Raw genomic sequence first — 13259 nt, forward strand, 5'->3', positions numbered from 1 at the left:
TCAGCCAAAATTACAATTGGTAAAACATCATCCGGGGCACAAGCATCAAGGAGTAATGATTGTGCATTTGACAAATCAATTTTATTGGCATAGGGTAGCTGTTCTTTATTTATCCATGATGACAAACAAGGCCATGAAATCCACATCTATCCTGTTTTGCAGTTTGCTCGCCTTATCAGCCGCCAGTCTGGCCCATGCTGCGCCTGACAGCAGCAGTTTCAAAATGGAAGGCGATGCTGCCATCTCTACCATCGAAGGTGTCTCTGGCACGGTCACAGAAAATGGCAATGTGCTGGAATTAAAGAATGGTGAACTGCGCCTCAATGGCAGTGTCATCTATAAAAAGAAGGGGGCAATCAAGGTGCAGATGGTGCACAAAGGCACATCATTCAATTTGAAAGTCGACGACAAGGATGTGCCATTGCCGGAGCAGAACAAGAAGTAAGCAGGCTCCGCTGCTGACGTGGCAATATCTCTGATGGACAGTTTATTTTTGCGCTACAGGGCAAGTCTCGGGCATCTTGCGCTGCCTGAGCAAGGCGATCAGTGGCTTGTTCTTTGATGCAATGGCTTCTGCAAACAGTGAATAGACACGATTGTATTCATCGGCCTCAGGGCAAATGAAGTCAGCCAGTTGCGCATCATTGAGCTGCTTGAGTGCTGTCAGCAATTCGGCAGACATGGGTGTATTGCCAAGTACCAGATTGCCACCTTCATTGAGCCTGCGCATGCTGGCGCCACTGCGCAGCAGGTAGGCCAGCATGTCGGCACCACCATGTGCCAGCATTTCCAGATTGACTTTCTTGTGCAGTTTGTGCGCCAGCATTTCTGCCTGTGCTGCCGTCATTACACCAAGGCGCGGTTGCAGGCGCTGCCTGGCAGCGATGCTGTAAGACTCGCTACTGGCCTGTGAAAAGCTTTGCACAACCCAGGTCTCGGCGGGTGACAAGCCATCCCATTTATAGAGACCATCATGCGGGTCCATGCCAAGGTCCAGGGCAAATTCTATCGCCGCGACATTGCTGCTTTCCAGTGCCAGTGACAGCAATGAACGTCCGGCGACGATGCGTTTCAAATCCACTTCATGCGCCTGCAGATAGCGTAAGGCAGGCAATAATTGTTCTGCCGGGATTTTTTCTCTGCTGGCAAACACATCCCACCAGGACGGTGGTTCATGTTCCGCATCATAATTTAACTGTTCCGGCGGATAATGTTGCGACTTGCAAGTCAGCGGCAAATGCTGCTCGACAAACACTTCCATCAAGCTGGTATCAAGGCTGACCAATACCGGGTTCAGATAGGCACAGTAGGTAGTCAGGCGCTCATCTCTTTTTTGAAAATCGGCCAGCAAGGCGCGCAGGTCAGTGACACTGGCCCTGGGGATAATGCATTCTTCCAGCGTTCTTTGCTTGCTGGCTTGCTCATGCCTGCTGTATGTCAGCTCTTTTGCAAAACGCTCATGCTCGCCTTCGCAGGCGGCACTACGCAAAAAATTCTTTTGCCAGTCACGCTCATTCTGGGCTTCTGCGCGCAGGCTTTCACGCTGGTTTTGCCATTGCCTGAAGTTGCTCAAACCTGCACTCGTCAACATGCTGCCAAGCACGCAAACCGGGAACACTACCAGCGGCAATGACAAGGCAATCAAGGCGCGGTGCCAGAAAGGTTTTTTTAGTTTGATGAACACGACCACCATCGCAACGATGCTGAGCAGGGCGCCGCCCACTAGCGCCATGATCAGCTCTTCAAGCCTGGCGGTGTTTGAAATGGCCCCGGCATAACAGCATGCCGGAGCAAAAAACAGGGCGAGTGTGAGACGTTTGCAAGCTTGCATGGTAGATGTGAGCGGGCTTTATTCTGCGCTTTACTCTGAGGTATTGTTTGCTCTTGGCATTTTGGGGCAAGTCTCAGGCATCTTGCGCTGTTTCAAAAAAGAGATGATCTCTTTATTCTCAGCTTCTATGGCCTGGGCATAGACAGCATATCCATCGTCATATTTTCCAGGCACTGGGCAAATAAATTCTTGCAGTTGCTGGTCATTGAGTTGATTAAGCACTTCCTGCAAGGCCGGTGATAAACGCGTGTAAGCGTTGAAAGCGCCATCGCCACCACTGTTCATGCGATGCAGGCTGGCACCGCTTTTGATCAGGTAAGCCAGCAAACCGGCTCCGCCATCCTTGGCATTATCCAGGCCGCCTCTTTCACTTATTTTATGTGTCAGCGCGTCTGCTTCTTTGGCTGTCATTTCACGCAGGCGCGACTGTATGCTTCTCCGGTCTGCCTCGCTATAGGTGCCCATATCGGTAAAAGAAAAGCGCTGCAAGGTCCAGGTTTCCAGGGGCGTGAGTGTGGACGATTCTTTGCTGATCAGATAAGGGTCGGCACCAGCATCGAGGGCAAACAGGATGAGTTCAGGCTTGCTGCTTTCCATTGCCATTGATAATAGTGAGCGGCCATCGATGGCGACTTTCATGTCCACGCCATGCGCCTGCAAATAGCGCAGGGTGTTCAGCAATTTTGCTGTATCGGCATTGCGCTGCTGGTTCACCACATCCCACCAGGTAGGGGCAAAGGGCGTGGCATCATCGGTATGAGAATAGGTGTCCGCAGGGCAGGCGAGCGACAGTTTTTGTGCGGCAAAGACATCCAGCAAACTGGTATCCATACTTTGCAATACCGGGTTCAGATAAGCACAATGAGCCCGTGGCCCGGTATTGCGCTCGCGCAGATCAAGCAACATGGCCTGCAGGCTTGCCGCATCCGCCCGAGGCAAGATGCAGTCTTCCAGCACGCGCTGCTTGGTTTCCTGATCATGCGCATCCGATGCCAGCTCTGATGTGAGGCTCGCGCTATCTCCATTGCAGGCAGCGGTGCGCAAGGCATTGCGTTGCCAGGCTTCGGTTTCTTCCTGTATCCGCAGCGCGGTATTCTGATCCTTTTTCACATCACTGGCCTGCTTGACGAGATAAGAAGTCGCCATGCTGCCGCCCATGCAGACAGGGAAAACCAGCAGAGGCGAAGCCAGGGCCATCAGCAAACGCGGCAGGAAAGATTTGTTTGACTTGACCAATACCACGATGATGGCGATCAGGCTGCACACAGTGCTGCCCGCCGCCGCGATGATCAGCTCTTCCAGTTCGGAGCGGGGGCTGAAGGCAAATGCCTGGCTGGCGAAAGAGAAAAAGAATAGTGTGAGCGGCAAGCGGTAAAGACGTTGCATGATTGGGCTTTATCTGTAGAACCTTGCATGCACTTGTGACAGGCAAGCTCTTGTTCAAGTTTGATGGTCTGGATGTGAATTCGATTCTTATGTTTATAAATGATTTGCAGAAAGACACTCGTCTACTTCATGGGACTATACCATGAGGCTAAAAGCGATATCTGTTTTTGCTCGACCATCAACTATGTCTGACACAGTACAGGCCAGGACATGATGACATCCTCTAATTAAGGCATGCCACTGCCAAAGCGGATACGACGCAGTGTAAGATGTGCACAAATCCATCCCACCGCTAAAATATGAATATTGTTGCATTCGGTGTTTCCATGCCTGTTTCCAGGTTCATGACTGCGCTATTCCCAATTTTTGCGCTTCAATCTTTGCCATCTCTGGCGGTGGTTGTTTTACTGCAAATCATCATATTTGCACGCTCAGGAGCGTTTTCTGATGCCAGGCGGGAATGGGTCGCGCCGTCGATTATTCTGACGGTAGTAACGGCCTTATTTTTGCGTCTGGTTTTCTACATGTTTTTTGCAGATCAGGCGCTTTTATCTGTGCATTCACCTTTCGTCGGTTTCCTGTCTCTGCATGTCTTGTTATCTTCAACGCTCGCTGGTTTCTTGTTTACCCGGTTGACTTTAAGCAGGCCGCGTGAATACCGGCCATTGAAAGATGTGGCATACCATATGCGTAGCTTGGTGCTAAGCTGCCTGCTGATGTTGTTGCCAGGCGCGTTGTATTTGACTGCGATGTTTTTTTCCTGGCTCTCATTCAGAATCTCAGGCTTTGCTGCTTTCGTCAGTAATGTGCATGCGCCTTTATACTTTATTGCTTTCCCAGCTTTTATCTGGCATGTGTACATCCTCAAGCATCTGGTTCAAATTGCGGGAAAGAGCAAATTGCTGTGGGTAGGTTCTGGCATTATTTACTGGACCTTGCCGACATTTTATTTTGGCATGTCGAAGTATCTGTTCGCCATTGGCCGCTACCACATGAATCTTGATTACACGCAGATATTAGTTGTGTTGGCAATCTGCGTCATAGGTAATATGAGTATCGTACGCAGTGTGCGCCGCATGGCCAGGGAACAACTAAGGTTTGAAGAATTTGTCAGGGACTGCGAATAAGTCGAAAAATAAAATGCAGCGCATGCAAGTGCATGCGCTGCATTTTAAAAATGTGACCGTGCTTACTCTGTATTCTTACCCTCTCTTCTTACCCTCTCTTCTTACCCTCGCTTCATCCTGTCCTTCTCCTTCACAGAACGCATCAGCACCTTCCACTTTGACCTCGCCGCGATCCTGTCCAGCGGGGTTTGCTGGTTGCGGCGGGTTTCGCGTAGCAGTTTTTGATAGTTCCTGAGTCTGTCTTCATCCACGGCGGCGCGTACGGCGCAGCCGGGTTCGCTCTGGTGGCTGCAGTCGCGGAACTGGCATGCTGCGGCCAGGGCGTCGATGTCGGCAAAGCTGGCGCTCAGGGCTTCTTCATCGAGGTTGAGTTGCAGGGTACGCAAGCCAGGTGTGTCGATGATGCAGGCACCGCCAGGGCACAGGTGTAGCGAGCGTGCGGTGGTGGTGTGCTGGCCACGGCCATCGCTGGCACGCACGGCACCGGTATCTTGCGCGCTGCTGGTCAGGGTATTGGTCAACGTAGACTTGCCAGCGCCGGATGAACCCAGCAAGATCAGGGTGTGTCCCGCTGCCATCCAGGGGGCCAGCAAATCTGTCGCCATGCTGCTTTGGCCGTTGACGGCAAATACAGGCACGCCGGCAGACAGGCGTTGTTCCACCTCGGCCAGACGTGACTGTGCATCTGCATGCACGTCAGCCTTGGTCAGCACGACCACGGGTGTGACTTCTGCTGCATGCACCAGCGCCAGATAACGTTCTAGCCTGCGCAGGTTAAAGTCGCTGTCCAGGCCCATGACAAGCAGGGCAGTATCGATATTGCTGGCCAGGGCTTGCAGCCGCCCCTCGTTATTGCGGCGGGCCAGATGCGTCAATGGCGACATGCGGGCGATGAAGTGGTGGCCACAAGCTGCATTGCCACTTAATAAGCCCCAGTCACCAACCGCCAGGCTGTCATCGTCTGCCGCCAGCTCATGCAAGAGACGCGGCAGGGCGCGGGCCTGCATGGCCTGGCTGCCATTGTGGACGACCAGGCTGTCGCGGTGTACTTCAGTAATGCGCACCATTTGTAGCGTGGCATTGTCGACTGTGTCGGCGGCGTCAGCATAATCTGCTGCCAGTGCATGTAGCTGGTTGGCGATAGCCGGTGTCAGGCCGATCAGGCGCAGGGATGCGAAATCAAAATTGATCATGATGAGTGTATGTCCAGATTCAGGCGTGCATTTTTTTGTATGCACTAAACCATCCCGCAGGCACGGCAATGACGAAAAAGCCGGGACGTGCAGGAACGAAAAAAAGAAAATGGAAGCCGGCGCGTGATCAGACGCGCATCAATACACTAGCGAGGAAATTGTTAAGACAATTGTAAATACGCGCCAGAAAACGATGTGGGCAGATCAGGCAGCCGACAAGAGGGCAATATCCGTGGTTCTCATGATGTTGTCTCCTGTGGTGGTTGATGGAAAGCGTAGTGTGCCAGCAACGGGCGAGGGCGTCAACGGGAAAAACTGCCTGGTGGCCTGCATGCGGCCAAGCCACGCCAGGCGATGGCCTCATTGTACCCGCTCAGGAAGAAATAATATCAGTTACATCGATGTGACCAATGCCTATGAGTTTGACCAGGACGTCACCGTAACCAACGTAAGTAGCAATATTGCTTTTATGCTGATAAAGATAGACGCCAGCCGCTTCGCCGCTATCGACGGCGATGATATATGCTTGTCCGGCTGCCCGTGATAATGCTTGCTTTGTCGCGATAGCGCCATCGATAATATTTTTGGGCAGGCTGTCGAAGTCAGAAGTAGTGATCGCGAAATAGCCAAGTGTTGTCGCCGCCATTCCTGTGATGAACTTGTCTGTACCAGTAGCATTGAAATTGCTGATCGTTGTCAGTGTATTTTTGATGTTGCTGAATGAAGTAGTTTTTATGTTTAACAGATCGTTCCCATCTCCGGTCGTAGCAAGCAGTAAATTTGTTGCGCTAAAGCCACTGGTACTAAAATTGAATGTGCCTGATTTACCTTCTGTCTCAACAATGTCAATGATGCCTGTGCCAGCTGTCACGTTGATTGATGCTCCTGGCACATTGACATTCACGCGCGTAGAAGAGCTGCTTGCTGAAGAATAAATTGATAGCGTGCCAACTCCATCCAGATTGATGGTGACACTACCAGTTTCAGCAATCTTGGTGTAAGTAGAATAAGTGGAGCTGTAGCTTCCCGTCATACTGACCTTGATATTGCCTGTTCCCGCTTCGTTACTGATATAAGAACCCGGCCGCATTCCCAGGCCTGCGATGACATAATCACCTGCACCACCCAGTTTGAGCATGGAAGTCATATTGCTGACATCGACAGTGGTCGCCACATTGCTCATGATCGAATGCACGACATCATTATTGTCCTTGATATCAAGTGTGCCGCCTTTGTCCGTTAGGCGGATATCACGAAACTGGCTATTCTCGATAGTGAACTTGCTGTTGCCACCCAAATTCAGGCTGGATGCCTTGACTGAAGTGATGCTGACTTGCTGGCCATTGTTCACCGTCAGGGAATTATCATTACTGCCAAACATGTTGATGGTAATGGCACGTGATGGTGAGATTGTCAGGCCGCTTTCATCACCCCGTAAAGTGATCGCACTTACACCCAGCATATTTGCGGTACCGACGGTAGCACTGCCGCTATCCGTGATTTCCAGTATATGTTCACCTGCCGTGGCATTAATAAAATTGAGTGTCGCAGTCGACAGGTTGGCATTCGTTGTTTTGATATAGGCGCGCCCCTGTTCTGCTGCCTGGATCACGCTCTGATTAGCGCCGCCCAACGTAACCGATGAACTGCCGGTAATATTATTGAGCTGCACGGTTTGACCAGCCAGATTACCCAACACGATATTGTCACCACCATTGAGCTTGTTGGCATTGATGTAGGTGAAACTGTTCATGAAATCTGTGCCAGCAAAGCTCGTGTCTGAACCAGCCTGCAAGTTCAGGGTTTGTACGCCGCTGATGATGGTCGATGCATGACTGACGGGTGAAAAAAAAGTATTCACATTCAGTGCCACATTGCCGCCACCACCGGTGAGGCTGGTGTTGGCTTTCAGTAGCTGGCTATCGTCCACAGAGAAGTTGAAGTCAGTATTTTTACCTGTGTTATTCTGGCCAGAAATCACGGCAACAGTCGCTGTACTGGCGAGCCTGTTGCTATCATAGGGCGTACTGGAAATCAGTTTTTCTATCGCGATACCCAGATTGTTGACAGCATCCGTGGCGCTGACATGGTCGACAACGGGTGCCAGCCAGCCTCTGGCAAGCTTGAATACCGCACCACCCATGGTATAGGCATAGGCAGCCGCCGCATCCGTTGCCAGCTTTTGGGTAAAAGAAGTTGCCGCCGTGTTCTTGGCTTGCACTGCCACCAGGTCTGCACCTGTCGCACCGCTCAAAATCGCAATCGCTGCTGCACCTATGCTGACCTTGCCGGAATTGATCTGCCCGCTCCAGTAAGTCAAACCGTCAGCATCGGCCTTGTGGTTGAACAGATTGTTATACAGCGCATTGATGGTTTGCTCAGTCGAAAATCCTGCAAAGGCGCTGGCATATTCCTTTTGTTCAGAAAAGCTCTGGGCAATTTGCAGCAGGTTCAGATTTGCATCTTTCCAGTATGCCAAACCAGCTTTGTCGGCAGGACGATTGAAATAAGCGATGTATAAATTCTGGATATCGACTTCGGTAACCATATAAAAACCTTGCTGCAGTGTAGGTAGACGTGGCATAGACATGCCAAAGAGTCGGCATCATCGCAAAAAACTGGATGCTTGTATACCTGCAGGCGTTTTGCTGGCACTTGCCTGAGCAAGCGCCAGTAGCGTGTCAGCACATAGGTGGGGCCTGTCTCAAGTCCTGTTCACCGACACCCCACCATCCACCAGCATGGCCGCACCCGTCATGAATGAAGATGCATCTGATGCCAGGAACAGTGCGGCTCTGGCGATTTCCTCCGGCTGGGCCAGGCGTTTCAGGGCATGCAGGCTGGCGACCTGGGCCATGGCTTCTGGCGTGTGGTTCATCTGGTGTGCCATGGCTGTCTCTGTGCCGCCTGGCAGGATGGCATTGACACGTATGCCTTGCGCGCCAAATTCTGTTGCCAGCGCCTGCGTCAAACCATTTATACCGGCCTTGCTGGCGGCATAGGCGGCAGTGCCAGGAAAGCCGACAGTGTGGCCGACAAAAGTAGAGGTGAAAATCAGGCTGCCAGCACCGCGTTTTTGCATGGCCGGGATTTGATATTTGGCAGCAAAGAAGGCGCTGTTCAAATTGGTGTTCAGCGTGTCTTGCCAGCCTGCGGCAGATACTTGCGGCGTTGGTCCAAGTTCACCCATCGTGCCTGCATTGTTGAAGGCAATGTCGAGGCCGCCAAATTCACGTACTGCAAAATCAACCAGGGTTTGCGCATAGGCTTCATGGCGCACATCGCCTGCAATGCCAACGGCGCGGCCGCCTGCCTGGCGTATCTGCACAACCAGGCTGTCCAGCTCAGTTTGCCGCCGCGCAGCTGCAATGACGGTTGCACCCTCGCTGGCAAACAGCAGCGCGGCTGCACGGCCTATGCCAGAACTGGCGCCGGTGATGATGACGACTTTATTGTTGAGAACTTTCATGCTCTACCTCTTTGTGGTGTTGGACAAGAAGCGGCAGTATTGATGCTCCGGCTTTGACAGTCTCGCCAGAATCGGACTGGAGATTTCCAGAACTCATTTCATGCAGGGATATTGGAGTGAGGAAATGTCTGGCTAATCCCGGGGCGCAGAATTCAAGTTGCCTTGGTGCAGGACCCGGGCGTGATTCCAACTCTGTAAATAAATTAGCGGAAAATTGTTTTTTTGATATAATAAAAATGTTAACTTTTCTATAAGTTCAAGCATGCCGCCAGAATGCAGAATGCGGGATGCTTAGTGCCAATACGCTCTCCAGCGTCATTGTGAAGAACTATCAGTCGACAAGTCGTTGAAGATTGTTATTGAAGATATTTGCAGCGCCTGACGTATCACCAGCCTTACCGCCTTCATGCAGATAGTCAACGGTAAGAGCCTGGCAACTCACCACATCCTTAAAGGAGCATCAACATGGCAGACCTGGCAAACGGTATCAATGCGTGGATTTTCTTGAATGAAGATGAACCTCCCAACACCAACTACAACAGCCCTGACAGTTGCTTTCAAGCGCTGATCAACTATAAAACCTACAACAGCGCCACTTTTCTGGGTCTCGCATTTTTTGTGATTGCGCCTGCCAGCAATGGCTACACCATAGAAATAGGTAACGCATCGCATCAGGGGGGAATGAGCAACCAGGATTATCTGAACGCTGTGCTGCATGATGCACGCCAGGTCAATCCCAATATCAAGTTCCTGGCGACCATGGGGTATTCGGGCAACAATACCCTGGCCGGAATTTTTGCCAATGGTGGCGACCCGCAAGCACAGGCTACCGCCTTTGCCAATAATCTTGTTACCTACCTGCAAAAAACGGGTATGAATGGCCTGGATATAGATTGGGAAGGGTATCTCTCCGACACCATGACCAAGGATCAGTTCAGGATATTGTTCACCACGATACGCCAGGTATTTGATCAGCAGCCGGTCAAATATTATCTGTCGTTCACACCCGCATCACCTACAAAGTCGACAGACTATCCTACCGTGAATAGTGCCTTCGATTTTGTCTCACCGCAATTCTACGATGGCAGCTCTTTGCCTGAATATACCAAGGCTGGCATATCCCCATCCGTGATGGGGTATGGCGCACAGTTTGAGCCAGGCAATATTGCTCCCAATAGCAGCGCACAACAGGTATGGAATGTTGTTTCCTCAGGCTTTCAGAGTGGTGGCAGCCAGTACAGTTATCAGGATATTTTCATGTGGCGCTTAAACTCAGGCAACTTCCAGTTTGAGCAGGCGCAGTTCATGATCCTTTCTCAACTGGCTAATCCACCGTCTGGCAATGCGTTTGACGATACCGCGATTATCGCTGCGGCAGGCAACCCCATTATCACGCAAGTGACAGTGCGCTCCGGCGATGTGCTCAACGCCATCCAGTCTGTCAACACTGGTACCGGCCCCTACAACACCGGCACACAGAATAATGAAACCGGTGTCTTCACCACCCTGCAGCATGGCGGCAATAGTGGAAATGGCCAGGTAGCCACTATTCCCTACAATGACCCTATCGTCTCCATCTCTGGCTATACCGGCACATGGTTTGGCTGGCAGTGTGTGCTGCAACTGACGCTCAAAGGAAAAAGCGGCACCACTTACGGCCCCTACGGCAGCATGGCCAACGCCAGCTCTCGCAACGCCTTTTCACAAGTCGCCCCATCCGGGCAAAGCGTGGTCGCCTTCAAAGGCTCGACAGTCACGGTCCCACTGGCAGATGGCAGCCAGCCGGCAATCATTGCGAACTTGAATGCTGTTTTTGCCTGAGTGATTTTATTGCCGGGCCCGCATGTGGATTTGTGCGGGTTGCTTTGGAGCGGTGTAATGGACAGGACTGAATATCACTTTGAGGGGCAAAGGCAGCGCGGCAGGGCGTGACAGATGCAGATTGCCTATGCTATTGGCAGTGCTGAGGCGATGGAGTGGAGCGCGTGCTTGCCAGCAAACTAGATAACGGAGATTGATATGGCGAATTTTCAGGGGCAAATGAACAACGAATTACACAGTGCCAGATGCACTAAAGCCGCTGGTTCTAAAATGCGACGATCCAGCTAAAGTGCATGCTATTTTTTCTAGCATCGTTGAGGCGACTTACCAAAAGCAGGGCGCAAGTGAGGGATAAAACAATTTCTATTGATAAAAAAGGAGCCAGGATAAATGCCTGGCTTTTTGAATAAAGGGCTTGATATATACTACCAATATATACTAATATATATGGGTAGTATATATCCCAGGGAGGGGAGCATGAAAGTGTTAATAGATATCGACGAAAAGAGAATCCAGGCGCTTGCGGCAATCGGGGCTGCGCGCGGAAATAAGCCACGCACAGAGCTGATTGATGAGGCATTGGACAGCTACATAAATACACATAAAGTATTGCCTGCGTCTGTCTTTGGCTTGCTGGCAGCCAATAAGGTAGATGGTGTGGAATACCAACGAAAAGCGAGGAAGGAATGGGACGAGCAGTAAAGTTTGACGGGGATGTGGTGGACTCATGCATCCTGATTGACTATTTGAATGGTGAGGTTAAGGCTCAGCAGTTCCTTGATAGCACGCCAAAATTGGGGATAAGCCCGATTACCTGGATGGAAGTTATGGCTGGTGTGCCGGCTCAGAATGAGCACCAGGTCACAGCATGGCTTGAGCGGTTTACGATACTGCCAGTAGATGAAGCTGTCATGACTGCCACAGTGAAATTGAGGAAACTCAAAAAGCTGAAGCTACCAGATGCCATCATTGCCGCGACTGGCGAGGTGCATGATTGTGTGATTCATACCCGCGACATCGATGCTTACGCCGCACTGGATAAATTCAGTTTCAAGGTGAACATGCCTTATCAGCTTTAACCATTAACCCGCTTCGACGGGTTTTTGTTTATGTGCTGCTCTCATTGTCTTGGCAAACAAGCCTTGTATCACATAGATGCAGTAATGACGGTTCTTTATTTGCCAACTGCCTGACTTCACCTTGTGTTGATTAAGCGTTGGGCATTGTTGTGACAGATATACCCTGATATGTAGGACTCCACCGACCCATTTTTGAGAAAACCGCCATTTGCGCCGCGCTGGTGGATTGCTATGCTTGATGCACTGACTTACATGCATTTTTTACGCACAATTTACGCATATTCAATTCACTATCTGGAGCAAGTTCATGTTTACGCCATCTATCAATTTCATTTCTCAAATTGCTTTTCGCAGGCAAGTTTTCCGGCCTGCGCAGGTGATGGCAGTTTTGCTGGCTTGTACGGCAGGGGGCAGTGCTGTGGCGGCCGATGGGCCGCATGCTGTGTCACCTGCGCTGGACCGCATGAGTGTTTCTGTTGGTGCATTCAGTGCCGATACCAATTTCCAGCTCGGCGTCAATACCAACTCGGGTCGCTATGAAACCCCGTCTTATGATGGCGAAAGAGTGACCATACCCAGAGTGAAGGCAGATTTCTTGCTGGGTCGCAGCCAGGGTATTTCTCTGGATTATTATCGCTACGACAAATCCTACTCTTCCAATCTGAATGGCAGCACGACCCTGAATGGCCAGCCTTTGAGCGGCACTGCGGCACTTGCTGCCAATGCCAGGCTGGAAATTGGCCAGGCGGCTTACAAATGGTGGATAGGTGAGGGTGCAGATGTAGTGGGTGTGGGCCTGGGCGCTGCTTATTACAGAGCAAGGGTAGGCGGTACGGTTAGTGGCACTGTTTCTGGCTCAGGTGCGGGCACTATTGCTGGCGCAGATAACAGTGCTACAGATGCGTTTGAGCGCAGCACATTTGCACCCTTGCTTGAACTTGGCTGGCGTCATTCTTTCTCACCATCGACGCGCATGTTTGCAGAAGCTTCTGGCATCAAGAAAAATGGTGGCAGCATCAATGGACATATCTATACGGCGACCATAGGTGCGGAGTGGTTTCCGGTAGAGAATATAGGTATCGTGGCCGACTATGGCATTTCCAGAATCAGCCTGACACGTGACCTTGGCCGCGAGGACAGTGCGCAGCTGAATCTGCGCCTTAATGGCCCGTCCTTGTATGTCAAAGCGCGGTTTTAAAAAAACCGGGCTTGTTCAGGATTGACGCCGGGCAGTGAGAAGACTGCCTGGCGTCGCTTCATTCAGAACAGCGCCATATGAGCGGGTAGCCCACAGCAATGCCATTGATTTGCGGATGCAGAGATTACATGCAGCGCATTATGATGCGCCCTAGT

Annotated in this window: 11 protein-coding genes; 6 read left to right on the forward strand and 5 right to left on the reverse strand. The window is 51.2% G+C overall.

Going from position 1 to position 13259, the window contains the following annotated elements; translation table 11 throughout:
• The first annotated feature begins 133 nt into the window (after nt 1-133).
• Nucleotides 134-445, forward strand: a complete 312-nt coding sequence (locus tag DFR42_RS19065) for a hypothetical protein (RefSeq protein ID WP_146218894.1) — start codon at nt 134-136, stop codon at nt 443-445.
• 42 nt (nt 446-487) lie between these two features.
• Here DFR42_RS19065 and DFR42_RS19070 read toward each other — a convergent pair whose 3' ends face one another.
• Nucleotides 488-1831 (reverse strand): hypothetical protein, encoded by a 1344-nt coding sequence (locus DFR42_RS19070; RefSeq protein ID WP_110256627.1) that lies wholly within the window; start codon nt 1829-1831, stop codon nt 488-490.
• 30 nt (nt 1832-1861) lie between these two features.
• Nucleotides 1862-3217: a hypothetical protein gene (locus tag DFR42_RS19075; RefSeq protein ID WP_110256628.1), complete on the reverse strand. Its 1356-nt coding sequence runs from the start codon at nt 3215-3217 to the stop codon at nt 1862-1864.
• 299 nt (nt 3218-3516) lie between these two features.
• Here DFR42_RS19075 and DFR42_RS19080 point away from each other — a divergent pair, with 299 nt between their 5' ends.
• Nucleotides 3517-4344, forward strand: a complete 828-nt coding sequence (locus DFR42_RS19080) for a hypothetical protein (protein WP_110256629.1) — start codon at nt 3517-3519, stop codon at nt 4342-4344.
• Between the two features lie 101 nt (nt 4345-4445).
• Here DFR42_RS19080 and rsgA read toward each other — a convergent pair whose 3' ends face one another.
• From rsgA to DFR42_RS19095, 3 genes are all read right to left on the reverse strand, one after another.
• Complete coding sequence (rsgA, locus tag DFR42_RS19085) at nt 4446-5537, reverse strand: ribosome small subunit-dependent GTPase A (RefSeq protein ID WP_110256630.1); 1092 nt, start codon at nt 5535-5537, stop codon at nt 4446-4448.
• A 373-nt stretch (nt 5538-5910) separates the two neighbouring features.
• Nucleotides 5911-8121 carry a DUF4214 domain-containing protein gene (locus tag DFR42_RS19090; RefSeq protein WP_170133581.1) on the reverse strand — a complete coding sequence of 737 codons (2211 nt, stop codon included), beginning with the start codon at nt 8119-8121 and terminating at the stop codon, nt 5911-5913.
• Between the two features lie 120 nt (nt 8122-8241).
• Entirely contained in the window at nt 8242-9006 is a 765-nt protein-coding gene (locus tag DFR42_RS19095; RefSeq protein ID WP_110256632.1) for an SDR family oxidoreductase, read from the reverse strand.
• A gap of 465 nt (nt 9007-9471) precedes the next feature.
• On the opposite strand from DFR42_RS19095, the gene DFR42_RS19100 reads away from it, so the two are divergent.
• From DFR42_RS19100 to DFR42_RS19115, 4 genes are all read left to right on the forward strand, one after another.
• Nucleotides 9472-10827, forward strand: a complete 1356-nt coding sequence (locus tag DFR42_RS19100) for a glycosyl hydrolase family 18 protein (protein WP_110256633.1) — start codon at nt 9472-9474, stop codon at nt 10825-10827.
• Nucleotides 10828-11304: 477 nt separating this feature from the next.
• Nucleotides 11305-11529: a CopG family transcriptional regulator gene (locus DFR42_RS19105; RefSeq protein ID WP_146218895.1), complete on the forward strand. Its 225-nt coding sequence runs from the start codon at nt 11305-11307 to the stop codon at nt 11527-11529.
• Nucleotides 11514-11906 (forward strand): PIN domain-containing protein, encoded by a 393-nt coding sequence (locus DFR42_RS19110; RefSeq protein WP_110256635.1) that lies wholly within the window; start codon nt 11514-11516, stop codon nt 11904-11906. The genes DFR42_RS19105 and DFR42_RS19110 overlap by 16 nt, the downstream gene beginning before the upstream one ends.
• 307 nt (nt 11907-12213) lie before the next feature.
• Entirely contained in the window at nt 12214-13104 is an 891-nt protein-coding gene (locus tag DFR42_RS19115) for an autotransporter outer membrane beta-barrel domain-containing protein (protein WP_110256636.1), read from the forward strand.
• The last annotated feature ends 155 nt before the right edge of the window (nt 13105-13259 follow it).

The organism is Undibacterium pigrum, assembly GCF_003201815.1.
GTDB classification, from domain to species: domain Bacteria; phylum Pseudomonadota; class Gammaproteobacteria; order Burkholderiales; family Burkholderiaceae_D; genus Undibacterium; species Undibacterium pigrum.